Annotated in this window: 22 protein-coding genes; 7 read left to right on the top strand and 15 right to left on the bottom strand. The window is 52.7% G+C overall.

All coding sequences use genetic code 11. From position 1 onward, the window contains the following. Positions 1-19 precede the first annotated feature (19 nt). From K7P01_RS18305 to K7P01_RS18275, 7 genes are all read right to left on the bottom strand, one after another. Positions 20-505, bottom strand: coding sequence for a VOC family protein (locus K7P01_RS18305; RefSeq protein ID WP_267295695.1), 486 nt, complete (start codon positions 503-505; stop codon positions 20-22). A 229-nt stretch (positions 506-734) separates the two neighbouring features. Continuing rightward, on the bottom strand, positions 735-1,259 hold the full coding sequence (locus K7P01_RS18300) for an SPFH domain-containing protein (protein ID WP_267295693.1): 525 nt from the start codon (positions 1,257-1,259) through the stop codon (positions 735-737). Positions 1,260-1,338: 79 nt separating this feature from the next. Continuing rightward, on the bottom strand, positions 1,339-3,537 hold the full coding sequence (locus K7P01_RS18295; RefSeq protein ID WP_267295691.1) for a hypothetical protein: 2,199 nt from the start codon (positions 3,535-3,537) through the stop codon (positions 1,339-1,341). Beyond that, positions 3,485-4,657: a hypothetical protein gene (locus K7P01_RS18290; RefSeq protein WP_267295689.1), complete on the bottom strand. Its 1,173-nt coding sequence runs from the start codon at positions 4,655-4,657 to the stop codon at positions 3,485-3,487. The genes K7P01_RS18295 and K7P01_RS18290 overlap by 53 nt, the downstream gene beginning before the upstream one ends. Positions 4,658-4,857: 200 nt before the next feature. Continuing rightward, positions 4,858-6,225, bottom strand: coding sequence for a hypothetical protein (locus K7P01_RS18285; protein ID WP_267295687.1), 1,368 nt, complete (start codon positions 6,223-6,225; stop codon positions 4,858-4,860). A gap of 602 nt (positions 6,226-6,827) precedes the next feature. Next, positions 6,828-7,865 (bottom strand): FecR family protein, encoded by a 1,038-nt coding sequence (locus K7P01_RS18280; protein ID WP_267295685.1) that lies wholly within the window; start codon positions 7,863-7,865, stop codon positions 6,828-6,830. A 4-nt stretch (positions 7,866-7,869) separates the two neighbouring features. After that, the gene (locus K7P01_RS18275) at positions 7,870-8,082 is read right to left on the bottom strand and encodes a hypothetical protein (protein ID WP_267295683.1); all 213 of its coding nucleotides are present in this window, start codon (positions 8,080-8,082) and stop codon (positions 7,870-7,872) included. A gap of 290 nt (positions 8,083-8,372) precedes the next feature. On the opposite strand from K7P01_RS18275, the gene K7P01_RS18270 reads away from it, so the two are divergent. The 5 genes from K7P01_RS18270 (at position 8,373) to K7P01_RS18250 (ending at position 14,363) form a co-directional block, all read left to right on the top strand. Further along, positions 8,373-9,653: a TlpA family protein disulfide reductase gene (locus tag K7P01_RS18270; RefSeq protein ID WP_267295681.1), complete on the top strand. Its 1,281-nt coding sequence runs from the start codon at positions 8,373-8,375 to the stop codon at positions 9,651-9,653. Between the two features lie 123 nt (positions 9,654-9,776). Continuing rightward, a complete protein-coding gene (locus tag K7P01_RS18265; RefSeq protein WP_267295679.1) occupies positions 9,777-10,862 on the top strand; it encodes an alkene reductase in 1,086 nt (361 codons plus the stop codon). A gap of 21 nt (positions 10,863-10,883) precedes the next feature. Continuing rightward, positions 10,884-11,879 carry an AraC family transcriptional regulator gene (locus K7P01_RS18260; protein WP_267295677.1) on the top strand — a complete coding sequence of 332 codons (996 nt, stop codon included), beginning with the start codon at positions 10,884-10,886 and terminating at the stop codon, positions 11,877-11,879. 113 nt (positions 11,880-11,992) lie between these two features. Then, the gene (locus K7P01_RS18255) at positions 11,993-13,039 is read left to right on the top strand and encodes an SDR family NAD(P)-dependent oxidoreductase (protein WP_267295675.1); all 1,047 of its coding nucleotides are present in this window, start codon (positions 11,993-11,995) and stop codon (positions 13,037-13,039) included. Between the two features lie 49 nt (positions 13,040-13,088). Beyond that, on the top strand, positions 13,089-14,363 hold the full coding sequence (locus K7P01_RS18250; protein ID WP_267295673.1) for an MFS transporter: 1,275 nt from the start codon (positions 13,089-13,091) through the stop codon (positions 14,361-14,363). On the opposite strand, the gene K7P01_RS18245 is transcribed toward K7P01_RS18250, so the two are convergent. The 4 genes from K7P01_RS18245 to K7P01_RS18230 all read right to left on the bottom strand — a co-directional run bounded on the left by K7P01_RS18245 (position 14,360) and on the right by K7P01_RS18230 (position 17,181). Continuing rightward, positions 14,360-15,238 (bottom strand): porin family protein, encoded by an 879-nt coding sequence (locus K7P01_RS18245; protein WP_267295671.1) that lies wholly within the window; start codon positions 15,236-15,238, stop codon positions 14,360-14,362. The two genes, K7P01_RS18250 and K7P01_RS18245, sit on opposite strands and share 4 nt — an antisense overlap. A gap of 87 nt (positions 15,239-15,325) precedes the next feature. After that, the gene (locus tag K7P01_RS18240; protein ID WP_267295669.1) at positions 15,326-16,018 is read right to left on the bottom strand and encodes a DUF421 domain-containing protein; all 693 of its coding nucleotides are present in this window, start codon (positions 16,016-16,018) and stop codon (positions 15,326-15,328) included. A gap of 18 nt (positions 16,019-16,036) precedes the next feature. Then, the gene (locus K7P01_RS18235) at positions 16,037-16,990 is read right to left on the bottom strand and encodes a bestrophin family protein (RefSeq protein ID WP_267295667.1); all 954 of its coding nucleotides are present in this window, start codon (positions 16,988-16,990) and stop codon (positions 16,037-16,039) included. A 29-nt stretch (positions 16,991-17,019) separates the two neighbouring features. Next, positions 17,020-17,181, bottom strand: coding sequence for a hypothetical protein (locus K7P01_RS18230; RefSeq protein ID WP_267295665.1), 162 nt, complete (start codon positions 17,179-17,181; stop codon positions 17,020-17,022). 88 nt (positions 17,182-17,269) lie between these two features. On the opposite strand from K7P01_RS18230, the gene K7P01_RS18225 reads away from it, so the two are divergent. Both K7P01_RS18225 and ppsA read left to right on the top strand, forming a co-directional pair. Beyond that, the gene (locus K7P01_RS18225) at positions 17,270-18,478 is read left to right on the top strand and encodes a sensor histidine kinase (RefSeq protein ID WP_267295663.1); all 1,209 of its coding nucleotides are present in this window, start codon (positions 17,270-17,272) and stop codon (positions 18,476-18,478) included. A 93-nt stretch (positions 18,479-18,571) separates the two neighbouring features. Then, positions 18,572-21,016, top strand: a complete 2,445-nt coding sequence (gene ppsA / locus K7P01_RS18220; protein WP_267295661.1) for a phosphoenolpyruvate synthase — start codon at positions 18,572-18,574, stop codon at positions 21,014-21,016. A 309-nt stretch (positions 21,017-21,325) separates the two neighbouring features. Here the strand turns inward: ppsA and rhaM are convergent, their stop codons facing one another. The 4 genes from rhaM to K7P01_RS18200 form a co-directional block, all read right to left on the bottom strand. Then, the gene (gene rhaM / locus K7P01_RS18215) at positions 21,326-21,640 is read right to left on the bottom strand and encodes an L-rhamnose mutarotase (RefSeq protein WP_267295659.1); all 315 of its coding nucleotides are present in this window, start codon (positions 21,638-21,640) and stop codon (positions 21,326-21,328) included. Between the two features lie 83 nt (positions 21,641-21,723). Beyond that, positions 21,724-22,314 (bottom strand): LutC/YkgG family protein, encoded by a 591-nt coding sequence (locus K7P01_RS18210; protein WP_267295657.1) that lies wholly within the window; start codon positions 22,312-22,314, stop codon positions 21,724-21,726. Further along, complete coding sequence (locus tag K7P01_RS18205) at positions 22,298-23,698, bottom strand: lactate utilization protein B (protein ID WP_267295655.1); 1,401 nt, start codon at positions 23,696-23,698, stop codon at positions 22,298-22,300. Before K7P01_RS18205 ends, K7P01_RS18210 begins: the two co-directional genes overlap by 17 nt. Further along, a complete protein-coding gene (locus tag K7P01_RS18200) occupies positions 23,692-24,426 on the bottom strand; it encodes a (Fe-S)-binding protein (RefSeq protein WP_267295653.1) in 735 nt (244 codons plus the stop codon). The genes K7P01_RS18205 and K7P01_RS18200 overlap by 7 nt, the downstream gene beginning before the upstream one ends. Between the last annotated feature and the right edge of the window lie 170 nt (positions 24,427-24,596).

Here is a 24,596-nt window from a genome sequence, read left to right as displayed (position 1 = left end):
TATAAGCGGTCCTCTTTTTCTATTTGTTATACGCGGCTTCCAGGTCGGCCACTATCAACTTCCGCATCTTCATCATCGTCTGCATCAACTGTCCCAGCCGCTTCGGCTCGCCATTATTGATCTTATCGATCATGAACGCTGGCACGATCTGCCAGGAGAATCCGAATTTGTCCTTTAACCATCCGCACTGGCTTTCCGCGCCACCGTCGCGGGTCAGGGCATTCCAGTACTTGTCTACCTCCTCCTGATCCTTGCAAGTGACGAAGAACGAAAACGACTCGTTGAATGTAAAGTCCGGGCCGGCATCGAACATGTTGACCCGCAGACCGTCAAGGACGATCGTTCCTACCATCACGCCATGAAAGCCACTGCCTTCGTCCCATTTCTTTAACGCCTCGATCTTCGAGTTTGCAAACAGCGATGTGTACAGTTTCATGGCTTCTTCTGCCTTGCCGTTAAACCACAGGAAAGGAACAATTTTCTGATTGGTTGCTACCGTGCTCATGTTGGAATTGTTTTAAGGAGTTGTTGTATCGTTTTAAATATTCATTTCCGGACCTGTACCGCATCGCGTATGTGTACGATGCCCGGCCCGACGATACAAAGGTGTATACCCGGCGTCGATTCCCGCGTCGGAGAAAAGGACTTCGAAAGGGGGATAAAATGACAAAAACGCAACCGAGCCACCCTACCGGCACTGCCTTGCTTCATGTTGAACAGCCTTCCTGATTTTGTTATCCCTGCTGCATACGCCGCGCAATCTCGCGCACGACTTCCAGCAGATCTTTTTGAGACGTCAGACTGGTGAGTTTGTTGATCTTAATACGTAACAACATATTTCGCTCGCGCACCAGGACAAGGTAAAAATTATCTCGGTCAGTGTGCTCCCAGGCCTCGCGACCAAGATTGGCCAGTGTATTTTGCCCAGGCATATGTACATTGGAAGCCACAATCTCCGCATATGTTTTATGTGCCGCTGCAGAGTCTGGGTACACCTCGAGCATATAATATAGATTACCTCTCTTACGTGTCCTGGGGTCTTCCGAAGTCGCCGTGAAAATACACGTAAACCGTTCTACACCTCCCTCTCGTTCAGCAACCGTGCTTTCCTTCCGCTCCGCCGGCTGCCCCAAAATACGGGAGGCTTCAGCCTCCGTAATACATGCATAAGGCTCGCCCGCACCCGGCCCGCCTATAGAGGGCGTTTCACCCATATATCCGGACAACACGACCGTCCAGAAGTAAACGATCCATACCATAACCATACATCAGCCATTTAAACAGACAGCGAAGATACAGAATTTGCACGGTCATAAAATACCTGACACCCATCTGGTGTCAGTTCTTCTGCGCCAGGTCGTGTAAGGTCAGGCAATTCCGGCGCCCGTAAAATGCCGTGGTCTCATATTGCTCATACTGACGGGCATATTCCACCTTTTCCTTTTTACTCTCACTTAAGTGAGCCAACATATAAATGATCTTCGCCCGCTTATCCCGGTCTTGTTCCACCTCCAACGCCTTTTTGAAATACTTACGGGAATTCATGTAGCCAATGGCGTACACGCCATCATCCGGCGTAGCCGAGCCATCGCCATAGCTCAGCATAAACCAGGCGTGCGTCGTGAACGTGAACCAGGCATTGCCCAGCATAAAATAGTGACGGGCTCTCTGATGGGGATCTTGCGCGGCAGCGGTGTCCAGCGCATACAGTTTTTCCACAATCTCCCGTTTGGTATACGTGATCATCGTCTGGCCCGCCAGCAGCTCCTCGTTCACCGTGAACGGATCGCGGTCTAAATAGTACTGGGCATTGGCAAAGGTCGACCAGAATCCATCGGGAATCCTGCGCAGTGTAGCCAGCGCGTTTACCACATCGCCCTTGCGCAGGTATTTGGTCGCCAGCAGATCCTGGAAGTAGTGTGGATGAGCATGTGGCTTGAGCAATATTTCCTCCAATGTATTTTTATCCGCACGATTATATACATTCAGTAACGCCTCCAGATCAGCCGTCGACGCATACCGGTCCAGGTACCGGATGAGCGTGTACTCGAACGTCCCATAGGTAACACAACTATAACAAAACTTATCAACGGCATAATGGTCGAACAAGCCTGCCAGCCCCACCAGCCCCGCCCGCGCAAAAGTATACCGTAGGTACGTGTTAAGCGAAAAGAGGATCTTCTGTGACTCGAACTGACCGACCCGGTCTGCCAGCAACGTTTTGTATAATGCCCCGAGTTTCTCTTGTACGGCGCGGTCGCGCACATCCTCTTGTAAAGTAATTTGCACAGTCCGAAACGCGGTTACCTGGTACGCCACGACTGGATCCGTGGTCGGAACAAGATCCAGATGCAGGGCTGCCGCCTGGCCGTTCCCCTGCATCAAGCTAAGGTTGGCGAGCACCAGGTTCATGTACGCCGGATAGCGCTTCGCCAGATCATCCATTGCCTGAAGAGCCTTGACAAACTCATCCAGGTACTGACGGTCGCGCTGCCAATTCCCCATCACCGCCCGTTCGCCCCAATAATCGCGCGGCGATACCGTTGCGTCGACATACCGCGTCGTGCCCAGCCAATCTTCAAACTTGTTCACCTCGCGCCCGATCAGCATCGGCAGGTGGGGATGATCCGGTGCTAATGTATATACCTGCCGGATGCCTTCCAGGCTACGCCCCGGGTTAATGGCTTCCTGAAGCACGTATACATCGGCCCGGGTGCTATTTTCTTTTGCCAACGCCAATACACCCGACATGTTGCGGCGTGAGAAAAATTGTCGCGACACCATCATCTTCGCCGTGGCATGCGAAAACACGCGTGCATGGAAATAGTTGGCCGAGTCTGTATAGCTCCCCTCCAATGTCATCGCTTTGTAATGCATGGCCCACCAATCCAATATCCCCGGCGTGGCGACGTTCTTAAAATACCGGTTGTAGGTCGCATTGAACAATACACGGTCCGGCGCGTAAAAGGCAAGCTTGGTCAGTAAAAAAGCGTACTTCTTTTGCAGAAATGGATTCTGCTCACGCGCCAGCAGCGTGGACACTCGCTGCAGCGCAACATCATATACTTCCGGCTCCGGTTTCTCGTCTGCATCAAACCAGGCCGGTTCAAATGCCGCCAGATCTTCATATTGCTTCAACGCCTGATAACACGCCAGCACAGCAGGCTTTTGTTTCAGTTTCTTATAAAATGCATTCACGGCCAGCGTCGAGTCGGATGGCGCGCCGAAGACACACGCCCAGGCCGCCGCGGTGTCGGCCGGTGAAGCGCCCACGGCTGCGATCCAATCGGCTATAAGCTGGTCCTCATCGCGCGTCGAATAATATTGACCATTAAATGCCTGGGCATGCGCCGAATAAAAAAAGCTCCACCATGCCCGGTCTTGCAACAGGTCGGGATTGAAGAGCATATACCGCAGCTCTTCGTTTTCCGCCCGATAATAACATGCCTGCAGACCGGTGCCGGTCGACCAAAAAGACAGGAGGCTAGAAAGCGCGATACATAGCTTCCAGTGCCTGGGAATATTTCGTAAGGTCATAGTGGTTCAGGTGATAGAACGTTAAGGCCGCATCGGCCGAATTTTTATGTTCATGAAGCCAGGCCGCAACGGTCTCCACGTCTTTCATATCAGGACGCTCAAATCGTATCTGGTCGCCCTTGCGCAGGTAAACGCCCTGATTGGTATAACCATATGTGAAATCCTCTGACACGGTGGCGCGTCGATCGCCCTGTGGTTCCAGGTAACGGTTATAATCATCCCGCAACATTCCCGCCGACAGAATCGCCTGAAACGTACCATCCCGGTATAGCACCGCCCACTCAAAAACCGGCAATGCATAGTCCAATGCCAGTGGATAGCGATGCTCGCCCTCCAGGTAGGACATAACTTCTTTCCGGTCAAAGATTGAATTGGCCGTCTCCGGGTCTTTGACGCTACCGGCATTGTAACACATCAACATACCACGCTCCACCGGCGGAACACCTGCCTTGCCGGGATACTTATATTGATATAGTCGCACCGTAGACGACACCAACTTGCCGGCAAAGAGTTTCTTTGTCTCACGCAGAAACGCAAAGTACTGTGCCCGGGTGCCGGCCGTCCAGTCACAATCAAACTGTACCTCTCGCAACCGGTGCAGCAGGGCGTCGTACAGCGAATCCCGCCGGTGCAACTCGTCAAAACGCTTCGATCGTTGCCGATACGGATCCGGATAGTACCCGTCCTCGTCGGTTGGGCCGTCCTGATACAACGCGTACGACTGCACGTCGGATATCCCATTTAGCTGCGCCATCACTTTGCGGTGGACTTGCCGCGCCAGCACGGCCGCCCCGGCCGTATCCAGATGCGTAAAGGTCTCGTTGGTGATAAACACCACCGGCACAACGTCTACGGTATCGGGCCACAGATGGGACCAATACCCCAACGGCTCCACGGGTATGGCCGCGTGGTCTGCTTCGCTCCAATCGACATCAAAAAAACGCACATACAACCGGTCGACGTCCAGCGCCAGATAGGTAGAGTCTTCCCAGTCAAAGCGCCCCGACCTCGTATGCCAGTAATAAAAACCACGCGTGGCGCCACCGCCAGGCGCGCGCTCGTTGTCGGAACATCCCAGCAACAGGCACAGCGCCGCCGCCAGGAAACAGATTCTTACCATACAATACCTGGGAGAAAAAAGTGTATGGCTAAAGGTATAAAAAACTAAAAACCGTGCTTCTCCCCAATACAAAATTATTTTTACAAAGCTTCCCACCACCAGCGGTTTGCATGCCCACCGCTGATGCCTCACCGCGTCCGGTGAACCATCAATATTTTTAGTACTTTTACCCTGCTACCCCCTGGGGCTATCCACACGCCTCAACAATGAACATGACATACAAAACGTTTAAGCTCTTTATATTCAGTGGGCTTATCCTGTTCGGAACAATTTTGACAGCAACCTTCTGGGAATTCCTCGGGCTTAGCGGTAATGAGGTGCTGCTGGCCGTGTCTACTACCATTGCATTTGGTATAAGTATCGGCGGAATTTTTACCGGACTCAACGAACTCAAAGGTCCCAGAACCAAAAAATTCTGGGTGGGCTTTGTAGGACATCTTGTAATAATTGTTTTTTTCTTGTCGCTCGTCACCTATGCAGTCATGGCCATGTAACGAAGAGGATTCTGCGGTCTCACAACCCACATCGTCCGTATCAGAAGATTCCATCGCCTGCGACGCTGGCACTGCCATGGCATACGTATAGACGCGCGTAATAGCATTGGCCGGAGCGGAAACATAGTTCACGCAATAACCATTGGCCACGAACGCTTCTTTGCTATCCCCAGCTGATTCCTTTTCAGGCGCCGACTCCCCGGGCGTATCGGGTTCCTCGTGCGTCGCCTCCACCGCTGGCAATACGAATGCATCCATGGCTGCCCAGTCAATTCCTGCAATGCCCAATATTTTCGCAGCGCCCGCGCGCTTGACCGGCGCTATAACATCATCCTCCATCGGCGAGCCAAATTGTACGCCTACGGTAAGCATCAGGCTATACGATTCATCCGGTGGCACCTGGTCCGCTGCGATGTTGAGGGTTGCCTCGGGCGAGCCCTTCAACGCCGCGTACCACGGAGAGTATACTATCTCTGCGTCATAGCGCGAGTCATACCATGCGGGCGGTTCGTACTTCCCTTTCACGGGATTAAACGTAAAATCCGGCACGATCCCCAAACAGACTACCATGCGGAACCGCGTATGCTTATTGTTCGGAAAGAAGTTGATATCGCGCAGCAGGCGCGGAATATTGACCTGCGCAGAGCGTTTTTCACGATCGATCGCATACGTTACGGGCGTACGCACGGCCGAGTCGAATGTAGTATATTTATTGAGCGAAAAGCCTGTGAGCAAGGAAGGATACTTCGACAGCGTAATTGCGCGCCGTCCCAGGTCACTGGTGCCGTCTAATTTCTGAACAGCTTTTAAGGCTTTATTGATAAAACCACTGAAATTATAGTCGGCCATGGCCTTCATGGGATGCAGCATAAAACGCACTTCCTTGCCCATCTTCGAGCAGCCGCCGAACTCACTCATATATAGACGAGGCGTGGCAAACGCGGGCGAATGACGGATGTGATCTTTCGACGCGCCGCCTTTTCGGCGAACCACGATCTTATCGACACCCTGCATGTGATAAAAGCTGAGGTCACCGAGACTACCGGTGATTTTTAGTTCTTCTAAGAACGCCATACTTTTTTACGTTGGTTAATGAATGGTTTACTTTTTTAACGACCGCGAGAGGTGTAACGGTTTCTACGGACAATATAACGAGTTCCTCTAAAAAGAAGATATATAGTCCTGATAATTTATTCTGCAACCAGGAGAAACCTAGTTTTATGTAATGGTGGATCAAGAGTAGTGTATAAGTAATCCAAAAATGCTTTATCAGTAGGTTATCTTATACTTTGGCAGATAGGCCCCGCTCCTTCCGAACACATTTTTATACCCTTGTGAATAAATTTGTGCGCAACGTGTGCGCTAAATGTTTACAACTTCGGGCTGCGCGTTCGGATTGGGGAAACTTTAGATAACGAGTCCCCGCGCGTTCACAGGCTCTGCGGGGGACTCGTCAAGATGGTGGGTTGGATAGACTATTACCACGTTCACACGAAACGTTGCCGACTGCAATCAGCAACGATCCGGTATACCGGGCAGGCTGTGGGCTCTCAGCGTGCACCTTACTTTTCCGGGGCCAGAAAATCGACCGTTCGGTGCGATGAGGCGCGCCGGCGGTGAAAGAACGCAGTCAGTGTGCAGTATAAAGTAATATCAAGCGCCATCGGCAAGCCGCATCAACGACAGGCCTTCGCGTGTAACACCACGTCGCCACCGGGCAATAGCTCATACTGGGTGTCCGGTAATGACTGGGTGATGGCGTCCAGCACACGCGTGAGTGTTACGTTGTCGTCCTCCACAAACACTGCCGCAATGTGGCATGTGCCGATGTCGCTACCCTCTACGGTAATCGTTCGCCCGAAGCGTTTCCCCAGGATGGCAGCCGCCGTCACCAGGTCCACACGATCGAGTATTATAAAGTCGCGGTTCCAGCCAATCGCTTCGGCCGCATCGACCGACTGCCGGGCTACGTGGCCCGACGCTACGTCGACGGCCAGTTCCTGGTCACGATGCAGCAACGTTTGGAAGTTGCCCGGCTTACGGACGTCCACCAGGCCGCGGGCCACTGTTACCCTCACCTCGGCCTGGCCCGTGTAGGCCTTGACGTTAAAGGCGGTGCCCAGCACTTTTATCGTTATACCATTGGCGTGTATGATAAACGGACGCGCCGGGTCATGTACTACATCAAAATATGCCTCCCCTTTCAGCGTCACCTCGCGTACCCGCGCATCCGGCGCACTGCTATACCGCAGCTCGCTACCGTGGTTTAATGTGACGGCCGTATTGTCGGCCAGGTGAAAGAACTGACGGCCCTGATAGACGGCTTCACGCTCGACAGCCGGACGCCGGGCGACCTGCTGCACTTCCGCGTGCGACTGCTGCACCAACCAGACCACCGCCAGGACCAGTACCACCAACACCGCCGCAACAGCCATCCACGATGACGGCAGCCCCAGGTGTATAGGGCGCGCGGTAACTCCTAAGATCGTTTCCAGCGATCGGCGCTTGATATGGGCAGACCGTTGGCGGTCTTCGTCGCGAATGGCCAGCCGACGCGGATTGTTTATGTAAAACAGCTGATGCTGGTATATCTGCTCCCCCAAGGCCTTGCTCAGCTGGCCGTCCGCCAGCAGGTGCATAACCTGTTCACGCTCCCGGGCGGTTGCCGTATTATTCAGAAACCGATCTATCAGGTCGTGAATCGCAGTACTCATGCTGTTATGAATGCAAAGATGATTGCACGCGGCCGACGACGCTTTCATGAAATACTTTATACGCTCTATACTCGGCGTTCAGAATTTCAAAAAGCTCGGCATTGTCCAGGTACTGCAACTGCCGTTCTTTCGCGTCCATCGGGGGGTCGTTTTCGCCCAAACCGGTCAGATTCCGGAACGGTTTCAGCGACGGAGGGAGTTGAAGATCTTCCAGCATAAAACAGAATTTACTTTGGCGAACCAGTTGTTACGTGAATTTTCTTTCGAAATACCACACAATTACAAATTTTTATATCATCTTTTGTCTACCTAAAAGAGCGGTAAAATTTGCGTTGGTATAAGAAGAAACACCATCTTTTTTAGGGACTTCAACCCCGTACTGTGATGCTGTTTAAAAAAGGCTTTTTGTATACTATACACCTTAAAAATACCGTTAAAAGTAATACCGGAGTAAACATTCGGGTACACGAAAGTTTATACTTTGCTCCACGCCTTTTATACTGTTCTATGCCTGTATATCCTGTCGTCAACGCCTCCCCTGTCCGGTTTATCGTATGGGCTACGCTTACACTAACGTTTTTTTTATTGCTTGTCCACGAAAAGGTGTCATGCCAGGAGAAACGTACGATCTCACACCCGGGCACCCTCTCTGTGCCTTTGTCTCCGAAAGCTGTGACACAACGTGCGATCGCCGAAATCAACTGCATTCGGAATGTGATGATTATTACCCAGGAAAAGGCGGGTCTACCTTATATGCGCAACGTGTTCCGAGAACCGTGGATCGCGCAAACGTTCATGTCTGTGAACCGCGCAGATACCATCCAGGGCGGCAGCTTCCAGCTATATATCCTAGAGGATACTTTTCGCTTACGGAAAGCCTACGACGGGAACCACCTGGTGGAGATCAATGACGAAGAGCCGGAAAGGGTATATGTAACGGACCTCCGAAAACATCCGGATGACGCCCGCAGAATCATGGGCTCCCTGCACCTGTCCATCCGAAACATCATGGAGCAGGCGCTAAAAAGAAACGCTACGCTCAACACCACCGAAGAAAACGATTCTCTAAAACTGGAAGTACTATTTCCCGATCTTTATATAGAATTAGAGGCCAATCATGTCGTCATAGCGAAGGACACTGCAGGTTTTGTTTCACGTTATGTTATATATCTGGACAAACATACGTTTCTTCCTATCAAGCTCCTGCGGGACATGCCGCACCAAACTTCAGTGGAGACTATTCTCTTTCAACGCATTAATTTTATAGATACGCTCGCAATCGACGCATTAAAAACGCCGGCGGGCAGTGTTACTACAACCTTTGCCTTACCCGACAGTCTTCCGGCTGCAAAACGACAAGCCGGTATAAGCGACCTGATCGGGAAGTCAGCCTATGAATGGAGACTGGCACAAGTCGATGGAGATACAGTATGCTTCATGACATTAAAAGGTAAAAAGAGTGTGATCGTTTTTAACTCCGTCGGTTGGAAGCCCTGTATGCAAGTGCTCCCATTTCTGACGCGACTGGCCGCCACACCAGGTGTAACGGTAGTGAGTATCGAACCCTTTGTCACCAATCGGGATGCATTAAAAAAACATCGGGAGACACAGGCGATCGGTTACCCCATCGTGATGACCAATCGTACGTTGAAGAAAACATATCCTGGTGTGCAGGTGCCGACCTTCCTCCTGGTGGACGCCGGGGGCATTGTTCGCGAAGTGATTGCAGGCTACACCGGTCCGACCACCGAAGCCGCTGTGCAACAGGCGTTACAGCGGCTACATTGATTTAAAGAAACATCCGGTTTGTCGCGCCAGACTTCAGTCCGATGCGACTATTTTCCCGCCTTTTATGACTATTTTAGGTCTATTGAATGGATCATCTTTGGTGAAACATTTAATTCCTACAGCATGAAAACGCTTTTTGCGCCGTACAATAAGCACGGCCTTTCGTTAAAAAACCATATGGTAATGGCCCCTATGACCCGCAGCCGCGCCCTCGGCAATATCCCCAACGACCTTATGGCTACCTATTACGGGCAGCGGGCCGGGGTGGGTTTGATCATTACCGAAGGCACCGCGCCCGCGCCGGAAGGCCTGGGCTATCCCCGCATTCCGGGCATCTTCTCGTCCGCACAAACGGAAGCCTGGAAGAAGGTAGCCGCTGCGATTCATGCCAACGGCACCAAGGTCTTTATGCAGTTGATGCACACGGGGCGCGTCGGCCACCCGGCCAACCTGCCGGCAGAGGTTGTGTTGCGTGGTGTGTCTTCACTGAAAGCGGCCGGACAAATCTGGACCGACGCTGAAGGCATGCAAGATTACGGTGTCCCCGTACCGTTTACTACGACCGAAGTAAAGGAAGTGGTGCAGCAGCATATCTTGGCTGCTAAAAACGCCGTAACCGCCGGCTTCGACGGTGTGGAGCTGCATGGTGCCAACGGGTACCTCATGGAACAGTTCTTACACCCCGTTGTAAACGACCGCACCGATGCATATGGCGGATCCATTGAAAAACGTGCTGCTTTCGTCCTGGAGGTGGTAAAGGGAATTGCCGATGCGATTGGTAAAGAGAAGGTCGGCCTCCGGATTTCGCCATACAATACTTATAATGACCTGAGCCTATACGATGCGGCCGAGGTACAACGTACGTATGAATACCTGGCCCAGAAGCTGAACGATATCGGCATTGCCTATATTCACATCAGCACGAACGCTGCCACGACACCGCAGACACTGCAGGCGATACGCGACGCTTTCCGGCATACCATCATTCTCTGTAACGAGCTTACGGCAGAATCGGCGGAAGCAGCCTTGCACGCCGGCATAGCAGACCTCGTGGCGTTCGGACGTCCGTTGCTGGCGAACCCCGACTTCGAGAAACGCATCGCCGCCGGTGCACCGCTGAACGAAGCCGATTTCAGCACGGCCTTTACGCCGGGCGAAAAGGGCTATCTAGACTATCCCCTGCTGCAACCCATTGCCCAGGTGTCCTGAACCTTTTAATCCCGCATCACGATGGCGCTAGAATTTGAATTTGTTGTTGGCCAGGAGTTTCACTTCACGAATCTCTTTGCACAACGCTTTGGCGCCACCGTGTCGGGTGACCAGCTGAACTTCCCGGAGTCGCTCGGGCACGGGTATATCCGCGAAGTATACCTTGACCACGGTGTCGCCTTGTGTATGCACCGCCATACGCTCGTACAACCCCTCACCTTGCGACGCCTGGAGGCGCCGGAGCCCGCCGATTTCTTAAGCATTAAATTTAGCGGCCGTCGCCCGCATCCGCGCGACAGCAATGCTTATTCGGTTGAGCTTACAACGTGCAATCTCTTCTCGACGATTACCCTCCCGGCCGGCATGCTCACCGATATGGTAGTCATCAACATTCCACGACAGCATTTATTAGCGCTATTAAATATCACCGGTGGCTGTGAGCCGCAGCATGCGACGGAGGAAGCGCATCGCTGTTTGCGGCAGATCCTGGCAGAAAGCCCTTCCTTTGTCTTGCACGAAGCCATGACGCCTGAGCTTGAGCGTGTACTGGAGCAGTTGGCAGAGATCGATGAGCACACGCCACTCGCTTCCCTGCTATACCAGACGCGTACGCTGGAGATGATTTACCTGTTGTTTGCCCGCATCCTTCGCCGCCCGACGCGTACGTCGCTGCCGGTGCACCAGCAGGATGCCGAAAAGATCTACGCGGTGCGCAGTGCTTTGTTAGCCGACCTGCGTGAACCACCAAGTCTGGCGCAGCTCGCCGAAGATGCCGGCATAAGCCTTACAAAAATGAAGCAGCTCTTTCGCCAGGTATTTGGCGACAGTATTTACAATTATTACCAGACAGCCCGCATGGAAGAAGCCGCACGCCTGCTCTCGCATCTCTCCGTGTCGGAAGCCGGATACGAGGTGGGCTTCACCAACCTGAGCCACTTTACGCGTTTGTTTGAGCGGCACCATCGCCTGAAGCCCAAGCGCTACCAGGAATCGTTGCGCAGCGCGCTGCCGGTATAAGTGTGCGACGCATCACTTCCGCAGAGGTGTGGACAATAATGCCCCAAACGTCCCTGCTGCCGGCAGATTTGCTGCGCCCGCTTTTTGCTGCGATAGTAAAAAAAGATCTCACTATGGCACTGCTCGGAATCCCCTCGCTGTCTTTGCTTTCCACTCGCAACCGCCTGCTGCTGGCCGGTGCTGCCGGCGCCGTGGGCCTGATGGCCTATGCCCGTTGGCGGCAGGAGCAAAATCGTTTTTCACTCGCCGGCAAGGTCGTGCTGATCACCGGCGGCTCGCGTGGTCTGGGCCTGGTGTTGGCCCGCATGCTGGCCGCGAAGGGCGCACGCCTGGCGATCTGCGCCCGTACAGCCGAAGCGCTGAACGAAGCCCGGCAAGAATTGGAAATGCTGGGCGCCCCCGTGCTGACGCTGTCCGTGGACCTGACAGATACCCAACAAGTAGACACTATGCTCCGCCAGATCGTAGACCACTACGGACGGTTGGATGTGCTCATCAACAATGCCGGCACCATCCAGGTAGGACCGCAGGAAGCGTTGAACATCGAAGATTATGAGAAAGCCATGAAGACCAACTTCTGGGCTGCATTATATACCATGCTCGGCACCATTCCCTACTTTCAGGCGCAAGGGGGCGGACGTATTGTCAACATCACCTCGATTGGCGGCAAAGTAGCGGTACCGCATCTCCTGCCCTACACGGCCAGCAAGTTTGCGCTGGTGGGCTTATCAGAAGGTATGCACACGGAGCTGAGGAAACACAACATACAAGTAACAACCATTGTACCCGGGCTCATGCGCACCGGCAGTACGGGCCACATCACCGTCAAAGGCGACCACGCCGCCGAGTACCGGTGGTTTAAAGTCTCCGCGTCGTCGGCACTGCTTTCGGTAAAAGCCGAGACCGCGGCGGCGAACATTATCGATGCCCTGGAGTATGGAAGGCCCGAGGCGATTGTGTCCATGAGCACACGCCTGGCGACGGTGTTGAAAGCCGTGGCCCCCGGCGTGATGACCGGTCTGCTCAACATTGCCGAGCGATTCCTGCCCGACAACGTGCCGGGTGGCGAGGTAGCGAGGCAAGGGTCGGAAAGCGAATCCCTGCTTTCGCGCATCCTGGGCAAAAGAAGTGAGACGGCGGCGCTGCAGAACAATGAATAATTTTTCCAATCTTGCCGCATCGCCCCGAGAGAATCGGGACGACTGACAGATGCCGCGCCTTGAACTCCCTTTCTTAAGAGCTTTTCAGAGCTACAACTACCGGCTCTACTTTGCAGGACAGTCCGTGTCACTCATCGGCACCTGGATGCAGCGCACTGCCGTGTACTGGCTCGTCTATGAGAAAACGCAGTCGTCGTTTATGCTCGGTGCTGCGGTCTTTGCTGCGCAGTTCCCGTCTTTTTTGTTCTCCATCATTGGCGGCGTGGTCTCTGACCGTTATAACCGCTATCGTGTGATGTTGCTCACACAGGTGGCGTCGCTCGTACAGGCGGTATTGTTGACGACACTGGTATTGCTTGGGTTGGATTCCGTCTGGAATATCCTCTCGCTGAGTGTTGTGCTGGGTATTGTCAATGCCTTTGACGTCCCTGCGCGACAGGCCATGGTCTACGACATGGTGAACAATAAAGAACATCTGCCCAATGCCATTGCCCTGAATTCTTCCATGGTCAACACCGCGCGTCTGATCGGCCCCGCCATGGCGGGTATTGTATTGGAAGAGTTTGGCGCCAATATTTGCTTTTCGATCAACGCCGCCAGCTTTATTGCCGTGCTGACGTCGTTATTTTGTATGCGCCTCCCGCGGTATGTACCGAAGCCCCGCACCAACGATGCGTTGACCGACTTGCGTGAAGGATTTCAGTACCTGCGTAAGACACCCAGTATCAGCACGGTCATGCTGATGCTCGCCTGTGTCAGTTTATTGTCGCTGCCCTATATCACTTTACTACCGGTCTATGCGCAGGAAATCTTCCAGGGGCGGGCGTCTACTTTTGGATACCTGAATAGTTTTGTAGGACTCGGTGCCGTGAGCGGCGCGATTTTCCTCGCATCACTCAAAGCCGGCAGCAATCTGAAGAAAGTATTATTCTTCAATACGCTCATATTTGGCATAGGGCTTATCTGCTTTTCGCATCTGACGAATTTCCCTGTAGCGTTAGCGTTTATAGCCATTACGGGCTTTGGCATGATGTCGCAGACCACGTTAAGTAATACATTGATTCAGACAGCGGTTACCCCTGCGATGCGTGGCCGGGTGCTAAGCTATTATGCGATGGCGTTCTTTGGCATGCAGCCCATCGGCAGTTTGTTGATCGGCGCCGTGTCCCATTACGCCGGCGCGCCCAATACCGTGTTATTACAGGGAGTCGCCACGCTCCTGATTGCTTTTATCTTCTTTCCTTTTCTGCGACGTGATGTATTGCGCCGTCGTCACCGGATGAAGATGGAGCAATTGGAGGAACGGTCGATCGAGACGACCTAGTTCCTGAGCTTGCACTTCTTGCGCAGGTACTTGTCCCGGTTGTATAGTTTCTTCTGTGGATTCTTGTTCACTTCCCAGGGAATATAATATTGGAGCGACACGTTCAGTAGGAAGTAGCCATCATTCGCATCGGGATTACCACGCCGGCCGCTGGTGGTGGGCGGCGCGTATTCGGCGCGACGGTCGGACAGCGCACGGGCCAGGTCACTCTTCAGGGAAGCCGGGTCGGGATAACGACGGATACTCACATCGTCCATATAGTCTGTAAAGGTGAAACGGTATCCGCCTTCGATCAACAGGTTGTAAAAGGGATTGAGCTTAATGCGGGCGCCCAGGCCAACCGGTATGACCGGCGTCACGCGGCTGTAGCTTACGCCTTCGGTTTCTATAGGCTGAAGTACGTATCGTTTGCCCAGGTATTCGGTGGTAGGATTAAAACGCATCACGCCCACACCGGCAAACGCATGTAGATTCACGCCGGGACGATCTTCGAACCGAAAACCTTGCGGCACCAGGTTGATTATACCAATGGCCGAAAATTCGAAGTTGCTGGAAGCAAAAGACAGGTTGCGCACGCGCCGCCCATCCTCCTCATTTCCCGGCGCGTCGGCATCGTCGCCCGAGGTGCGGAACCAGGCAAACTGTCCGCGCGCACTAAAGCGCTTGGTGAAATAATATTCTGCGCCCAGGATAACACTGGGGTTAAGTTTGCCCATGTCGCCCGAGCCGGTAATTTCTCCAAAATAAGTGGATGTGCCAATGCCCAGGTTTACCATCAGGTCACGATTCCAGCGAACAGAACGAAAGTCCTGCGCCTGGCTGAGGAACGGCATGAACAGGATCAACGCAACGACGTAAACTATATTTCTTTTCATGTAAGATTTGAAGGTCCAAAAATAAATACTTTAACCAACTGGCAGGCAAGGAATACATTTAAAAAAACGGACCAGCACGTTGCCGGGTTACGCAATGCGGCGCGTGTTTAGTGCTCTCACCCACTCTTCGTGCGCACATACCGGACAATGATGCCTGCCGGGGGTCAACATCTCGGTATGTCCGCAGAAAGTGCAGGCATATACGGCCGGGTGTTGAACCTCGGAGCTTTTTTTGCAAAACTCATCGGGCAACAATGGCAGCCCGGGACGCACCTCCTCATCCGGGTAGAATAGTACGCTAAAATCTCCGTTTGTTTCCAGAATAGCGCACTTCACCTGGCCCAGGTGCTCTACTTGACGCACGCGCAGCTCAGCAAAAAATTCATCCTGTGAAAGCGACTCTTTCTTAAAATCATCAAAGGCAAATTTTCCTTCGCGTATGAGATAGATCGCTTTTCCTTCTATCAGGTTTTCAAACCATATACTTTTGGCCATCAACCAGGTCACCAGGCGATAAACGCCAATGATCGCGACAAAGACCATGATCGCATGCATCATGCCGACGTCTTCATAGAACATTGGGTCGCCCGCGGCCGATCCTAACGATATAATAATGACGACTTCAAAGATCGATAGTTGCCGCACACCGCGCTTGCCTACCAATCGCAAGGCAATGAGCAGGACGATGAACATTATGACAGAGCGGAATAACACTTCCAACAGAAATACTTCCGGCAAGTCGTTCCACAATACACGGCTCCACTCAAAAATCTCTTTCATACTAGCGATATAATAGATTTAGAATATGATGCCGCCAATATTTTTTGGCGCCGGCGGGAGGTTTTCGTCGCCCCATTGTTCTTTGACGTTGGTCTCGATGGTGCGGCAGAGGCTCGTCAGCGGTACATCTTCCAGGCGATTCTCAAAAGGGTCTTCGCTACGCTCTCCAATCAGGTCGAGGGAATGAAAGATAAACGAGATCAACACGGAGATCGGGATCATGATCATGCCCATCTCGTCCACAAATGCAAAGGGCAACATGGTAGCATGCAGCACCACAAACACGCGGGAGAAGAAGCTATAGTGTCGGGGCAAGGGTGTATTTTTGATGCGCTCGCAGCCGCCCTGCACGTTGTTAAACTCTACCAATGTCTCTTCGAGCTTTACCAGCCGATAGTCGGATAACCAGCCTTGCGAAAAGGCATACCGTAGATCCTCTGCCTGCAGCTCGAGCAGGAAATTAGGGGGGTTATTCTTCTTGCTAAAGCTGACATATTCCGACGGTTGCAGGAAGGGTTCTGCATCGTGGTATTCATTTTCTGACTGGAACAGCTCCTCCTGTCCTGTTTCGTTGTATTTAAACTTCCGGCGCAGAAACACACGTAATGCATTGACATAGGCAATGTGCCGGTGCAGGAGCTTTTCTTTGAAGGCTGTGATCTCCTCGGGGCTGGTGGCATCGGGATCGTTGAGAAAGGTTATGACCTGGCGTGTCCAGGCGCGACTGTAGTTCACCAACGTGCCCCATAAGCGCCGTGCTTCCCACCAACGGTCGTAGGCACTGTTGTTCTTAAAACCCAGGAAAATCGCCAGGGCCGTACCAAAAGCGGTGATGGCATAAAAAGGTATGGCGAGATGAATACCCTGATGGTGTATCCAGTACACTAATATAGCCAACACGAGGTAATACAATAAACCTTTCCACGTGTAAAATAAGATAAGGCTCCACTTCAGGTTTCTCCGTAAAATCATAGGGCTTTTAAGATGAGTATTGAATAAGCTTAAATTTTTGCACCCATGCCGCGATTGCGGTTGAAAAATAGCCCTGGTGTCATTGGCACTATTTTTTGACGCTCTTTTCGAGGTGTTTGTGGAATATTCCTCCCAACGGCAGGGGTATTACAAAATATGTGTTTTCTTTTCCCCATTTCCTTGTTATTCATCGGACTGATGGTTCTAAAACCAAACAATTCAGGGGGGTACGGGGTTTTAGCAGGATGTTGTCGTTGCAAACTCAAACTTCATTGCACTTTGAAACTAAAACCGGAATTAAAAATCCTAGTACTGGATGATGACGTGGAAGACGTTGAGCTAATCGCCTGGGAATTGCAAAAAGGCGGCGTGAATTTCCAATTGAAACACGTCAGCACCAGAGAGTCCTTTGTCGCCGCACTAAAGGAGTATAATGCCGACGTGATCCTATCGGATCACTACTTACCGCAATTCGATTCATCAGAAGCGTTACAATTATGTTATGCCAACAAAGTAGACATCCCCTTTATATTAGTGTCTGGAGCGGTATCTGAAAACTTTGCCAACGATACGATCAAAGAGGGAGTCGATGACTACATCCTCAAAACAAGCTTAACACGTTTGCCCGCGGCGATAAACAAAGCATTAAAACAACATGCTTTGCACCGGGCCAAGCTCAATGCGGATGCAGAACTCAAGTTTAAGAACAATCAGTTGTTGCGTACCATTGAAGAGCTTAGCAAGATCAACAAAGAGCTTGACACCTTCGTCTATAGTGTTTCGCATAATCTGCGGGCGCCGCTGATGTCTGTGTTGGGCATTATCAATCTCGTGAAGTTGGAAGACCGGCACAACAACAACGGTTCGTTGTCCACGTATCATGCGATGATTGAAGAAAGTATTCTGAAGCTGGACGAAACCCTGAAAGACATTTTAGATTATTCCCGCAACGCGCGAAAAGACATTCGCATCGAGCGTGTGGACCTGAACCGCATCATCCATGACAACCTGGAGCGCATGCGGTTTATGGCCGGTTCGGAAAACATAACCCAGACCGTTACGATTCAAGAACCAGTACCGTTTTACTCGGACCAGTATCGTTTGTCGGTAGTTTTTAATAACCTGATCTCTAACGCTATTAAGTATAGCGATTTACAGAAGAAAAACTCGTTTATCGAAATTCAGGCTACGGTTTCGAAGGCCTCGGCACACATCGAGATCAAAGACAATGGCATCGGTATCAATTCCGACTATATTGCGAAGGTGACGGAGATGTTCTTTCGTGCGACCGACGAGAACGAGGGGTCAGGCCTGGGTCTATATATTGTAAAAGAGGCCGTGGAGAAACTTCATGGCACCATGACGATCGAATCGGAACTCGGTATAGGTACACGGTTTGTACTGGATTTGCCCAATTTTATACCGGCAACTGTAGCAGATCACATAGAAGATAATGTGGTCGTTAAGGGTCAGCAGCACACTTCCTAATCTGAGACCAAAACCCCGAAAATAGTCTATTACAAACGTTTGCATAAGGTTATAAATTGACATTTTTTTGCTGTTCAATTAATAACCCAAAGCATGCAGACGTCATATCAATTTACCATCGGCCTCAACGAGGTGGGTATGGAACACCTTGACCTTGTTGGAGGAAAGAACGCCTCCCTGGGCGAAATGATCCGCAACCTGACGCCACGAGGTATTGCCGTTCCGGACGGCTTTGCCATTACGGTTACAGCATACCGGGCGTATCTCCAACACAATAACCTGGACGCGAAGATCCACGAGATCATCTCTTCAATTGACATGAGTAATCTGATCTCCCTGCGCAAGGGCGGTACACAGTTGCGTCAGTTGATCCGTAACGGCCGTTTCCCGCAGGCGATGGAAGATGAGATCAAATTACGATATGCCGCGCTGTCGCGTCAATACGACCAGGATGCTACCGATGTGGCTGTACGCTCAAGCGCAACGGCCGAAGACCTGCCCGATACATCCTTTGCCGGTCAACAGGAAACCTACCTCAACGTGCGTGGGCCGGAGGGGTTGTTAGAATCTGTCCGCAACTGCTTTGCTTCGTTGTTTACCGACCGGGCGATCTCCTACCGTGTTGACTTTAACTTTGATGCCTTTGATATCGGGCTGTCCGTCTGTGTGCAAAAGATGGTACGCGCTGACCTGGCTTCATCCGGCGTCGCCTTCTCGCTGGATACAGAGTCCGGCTTCCGCGATGTGGTGGTCATCAACGGATCGTATGGTTTGGGTGAGCTGCTGGTGCAAGGCGCCGTGTCGCCCGATGAATATATAGTCTTTAAGCCGGCCCTGGAAAAAGACTTCGAGCCAATTATTGAAAAGAAGCTGGGCCGCAAGGATCAGAAGATGGTATACGGCGATGACCCCGGTCAGCTGACCAAGGTACTAAACGTTCAGCGTGAAGCACGCGATCGTTTCTGTCTGAACGACCGGCAGGTGTTGCGCCTGGCGGAATGGGTCTGCATTATTGAAAAATATTACTCGGAGAAGCGTGGGTCGTGGTGTCCCATGGACGTGGAGTGGGCTGTCGACGGTCTTTCAAACCGGCTTTTCATCGTACAGGCACGTCCGGAGACGATCCACTCCCAACGGGAGCGCGATAATTTTATAGAATACACGATCACAAAGCCCGCTCCTGCCGAACGCATCGTGCGCGGTATTGCTGTAGGCGACAAGATCGCTTCGGGCAAGGTGGTCATTATGTATTCGCTCGACGGCCGCGATGGCTCGCGCGACGGCATTGAATTCCAGGCAGGCGACGTTCTTGTGACGGACATGACCGACCCGGACTGGGAGCCGATCATGAAGAAGGCCGCCGCCATTGTCACCAACCGGGGCAGCCGTACATGTCACGCCGCCATTGTAGCCCGCGAGCTGGGTGTGCCGGCGATTGTGGGTTGCCTGGACGCAACCTCTATTCTACGTGACGGCATGACGGTAACAGTGTCGTGCTGTGAGGGCGATGTGGGATATGTGTACCGCGGCGAGCTACCGTTTGAGAAGACCGAGACCGACCTGAAAGACCTTCCGACCGTGTCGACGCCCATCATGCTAAACGTGGCTTCACCCGAACTGGCGTTTAAGTTTTCGAACATACCCAATGCCGGCGTGGGCCTGGCGCGGGAAGAGTTCATCATTAACAACTATATACAAGTACACCCGCTGGCGCTATTACAACACCGCGAGCTGAACGACGCGCCCCTCACGGAACGCATCAAAGAGCTGACGCGCGGGTATGAAAGCGAGGAGGCATTCTTCGTGCATAAGCTGTCCTACGGTGTTGCCAAGATCGCCGCAGCGTTTCACCCGAACCGCGTGATTGTACGGTTCTCGGATTTTAAGAGCAACGAGTATGAAAACCTGCTAGGAGGCAAATACTTTGAGCCGAAGGAAGAAAACCCGATGCTTGGTTGGCGTGGGGCCTCACGCTACTATTCCGAAGAGTACCAACGCGCCTTTGGGTTAGAATGCAAAGCCATTAAGCGTGTGCGCGAGCAGATGGGCTTGCAGAACGTGGTCGTGATGATTCCGTTCTGCCGCACGGTGGGTGAACTGTTGAAAGTTTATACGGTGATGGAGAATTATGGTTTGAAACGTGGTGAGAATGGTTTGGAAGTATATCTGATGGCCGAGATTCCTTCGAACATTCTAATGGCCGATGAGTTTTCACAGCATATCGATGGATTCTCGATTGGCTCGAATGACCTGACGCAACTTACGTTAGGACTGGACCGCGATTCGGCGTTGGTGGCTGAGCTCTACGACGAACGCAACGATGCCGTGAAGCGTATGATCTCGATGCTGATCAAGACGGCGAAGAAGCACGGTGTGAAGGTTGGTATTTGTGGACAAGGGCCTTCCGACTTCCCGGACTTTGCTGAGTTCCTGGTAAAGGAGGGTATTGATAGTATCTCGGTGACGCCCGATTCGGTGTTGAAGACGATGCGGGTGTTGGGTAAGAATTCGAAGAAGGAAGTACCGGAGACGGTATAGTTTAGTTACTGATCGGTTAGCATGACAGAAGCCACTTCACGTTGAAGTGGCTTCTGTTTTTTTTTGCAGGCATAAAAAAAGCCGGCGTATCAAGCCGGCCCAATCAATTAACCCATATCAAAAGTATAGTTCCTTCTACGGCGAACTAGTGATCGATAGATGCCGCCTATTTTAGGGCACAGGATCAAAGCGTTCCAGCGCCACTCCGGTCCCAGCAAGGTGTCGAGCACCTGACCGTTTAAGGTGACAACGGCACTTTCTACTATACTTGAGCCAACGCGTTTACTCATCATGGTAATCAGTACGGTATTAGGGCAGGTAAAAAACCTCGGGCAGTGGTTTACTTACCGGCGAATGATCCGGGTTGGTCTCCATGATATCGGCCATGTAGGTCCACCAGCGACGAATAGCTTCCTGGTTGCCCAGGGCTTGTGAGTCGGCAGCACCACCGACCTTCTGCACGGCAAACAGTGTGTCGGTATCTTCATCAAAGAATATAGCGTAATCGTGTACGCCCGCTTCCTGTAACAGGGTTTTTACTTCGGGCCACAAGGCGGCGTGGCGGCGGGTATATTCCTCGCGGCAGCCGGGGTTAAGCTTCATTTTAAAAGCAATGCGCTTCATCGGTATACGGGGGTAACAGTAAACGTTCTTTAAGCTAGGCACGACAGACGAGGGGATGCATCCTGTACCATCCCGGCAACGGACTACGACAGCTGCAACAGAAAGACAGTCATGCTTTTAGGGCCATGCGCGCCCAACACCAGCGACTGCTCGATGTCGGCGGTCTTGGAAGGACCGGCGATGAACGTTCCCAGTTCATACTGTTCCGAGCCAATGCGGGCATAGGCCTCTTGCATGGTCGGCACGAGGTCTTGCACCCGCAATACCAGGGCAATATGTTGCGCAATGAACGGCAGCGCCCGATCGGGCATGCGGCTGTCAGTCAACCAGGCTGCACCATTTTCGGCAACACCGAAGTACGGCTCCAATACAACCAGGTCTACATCTTCAAAGCTGTGCGGGTCAGCCGGTGTCACCGCGGCAGGAAGGTCAAGTGCCGGTACCGCGGAAATGATACGCTGTGCCGACGTGAAGGTGCCGCGGATATACTCCATAATCTCGTGCCAGGAGAACACCCGCACCACGTTGCCACCGATGCCGGTGAGCGTTGTCTCAAAACGTGTGGTGAGTTCGTCGACGGTAGCGGTATGCGGCGTCGACGGCAGCGCCTGCGACGTGGGGGTTGACCTCATGCCAGCCTTTAATGTTTGCAGTATTTTATCTCTGCTGTCCATGTTGTTGTCGGTTTTGGCGGTACCACTCCTGGAACGATTGCCGGGGCACTGCCGGCATTTCGCGTTGTTTGTACCACGGATTTAGTCTGTTGTTCACAAGGGCCGGCATATGTTTCATAAACCATCGCCCCAGGGCACCGCTCCACCGATAGATTCGCGGACGCGCCAACACGGCGGCCATACCCATCAAGCCCAACTTCTTCACGCCTCCTACATACCCCTGGCGCGCAAGCACTTGCCGCCAGTCATAGAGTTGTTCATGGATGTTGATCTTTACCGGGCACACGTGGGTACACGACCCGCACAACGTCGAGGCAAAGGGCAAGTCGGCATGTTGTTTCATGTCGAGTGCCGGCGCCAGGATCGCGCCGATGGGTCCGGCGATGGCGTAGTGATAGCTATGCCCACCGCTGCGCCGATATACCGGGCAGGTGTTCATACACGCGCCGCAGCGAATACACTTCAGCGCATTGCGGAAGCTTTCCTCCTGCAAACGTGCACTGCGACCGTTGTCAACCAACACGATATGCATGGTCTGCCCGACACGCGGCCGACGGAAGTGACTGGAGTACGTGGTGACCGGCTGGCCGGTAGCGCTTCGCGCCAGCAGCCGTAAGAAGATGCCCAGGTCTTTGCGTTCGGGAATGATCTTTTCAATGCCCATGCACGCAATGTGTACATCGGCCAGTTGCACGCCCAGGTCGGCGTTACCTTCGTTGGTACATACCACAACTTCGCCGGTTTCTGCCACGGCAAAGTTTACCCCCGTGATGGCGACGCGGCTGGTCATGAACCGCTGCCGCAGGTGCTCGCGGGCAGCACCCGTGAGAAACTTGGGGTCTGCATTGCCGGCCGGTGTGCCCAGGTGCTTATGAAATAATTCGCCGATCTCTTCTTTCTTCCAGTGAATGCAAGGCAACACGATGTGGCTAGGCGATTCACCCGCCAGTTGCACGATGCGCTCGCCAAGGTCTGTGTCGACGACGGTTATACCCTTCTCTTGTAAGTAATCATTCAAGTGGCATTCCTCCGTCAGCATCGACTTGCTCTTGACAATGTTGGTCACGCCGGCCTGTTGGATGATGCGGTGTACAATCTGATTATGCTCTTCCGCGTTGGCAGCCCAGTGTACGGTGACACCGTTGCGTTGCGCCTGTGCTTCGAACTGCAACAGGTAGTCGCGCAGATTGTCGAGTACGCGGTTTTTAATCTGCGACGCCGCCTCGCGCAGGTCTTCCCACTCCGGCAAGGTGCGGGCAGCGCGGTCGCGTTTCTCGCGAATGAACCACAGTGTCTTGTCGTGCCAGTCCACACGCGCTTCGTCGCGGTTAAACTTTTCGGCCAGGGTGGCGTGATCCTGCCGGGGGTGTGAAGGGCTTACCATGCGTTGAGGATTTCGGCGACGTGTACAATTTTCGTGGGGCTGTTCTGACGGCGCAGAATGCCATCCAGGTGCATGAGGCACGACATATCGTTACCGGTGATGAAGGCCGCTCCGTGTGCCTGGTGATCGGCCACGCGGTCCTTGCCCATCTTTACCGACACCGCTTCCTCCGCCACGCAGAAGGTGCCTCCGAATCCGCAGCATTCATCCGCGCGGTTGAGCTGCACCAGCTCGAGTCCTTCTACCAAGCCGAGCAGTTGGCCGGTCTTGGAGAACGGAGGCGCTACCAGCTCCGACATCTGCGACAGCTTCAACCCACGTTGTCCATGACAACTTTGGTGCAGGCCGACACGGTGCGGAAAGCGGCTGGTGAGTGTCTTGACTTGTAATACGTCGGTGAGGAACTCCACCAGCTCGTAGGTACGTTGACGAATCGATGCCGTCTTTTCCTCGGCGCCGTCTACGTGTAAATGATCTTTAATATGCAGCACACAACTTCCTGACGGTGAGACGATGTAATCGCAGTCAGCAAAGCTCTCCACGAAGTTCTCGTTACAACCGGTAGCCAGGTGCTCAAAGCCTGAGTTGGCCATGGGTTGCCCGCAGCAGGTTTGCCGCGTGGGATATACTACTGTAACGCCCTGTTTTTCCAATACTTCCAGGGTTGCTATCGCTACCTGGGGATAGAACTGGTCCACGTAACAGGGCACAAATAACGCCACCTTCATAGTTTGTCTGTCGGCACGTCTGTGCGTGTCATTTTATCAACACTTAAAGTTAGCGGATTCAGTGTTAAATAAAATGATCGGCCAGGATTCTATAACACGCAGAGAAAGTGACCTTTATTTCTTACGAATAAAGATAAACAATCGCGGTGCTGCAAACTGTCATGTGCTGG

Source organism: Parachryseolinea silvisoli, assembly GCF_021190955.1.
Classification (GTDB): Bacteria; Bacteroidota; Bacteroidia; order Cytophagales; family Cyclobacteriaceae; genus Ohtaekwangia; species Ohtaekwangia silvisoli.
This window is presented reverse-complemented; position numbering and strand designations above follow the sequence as displayed.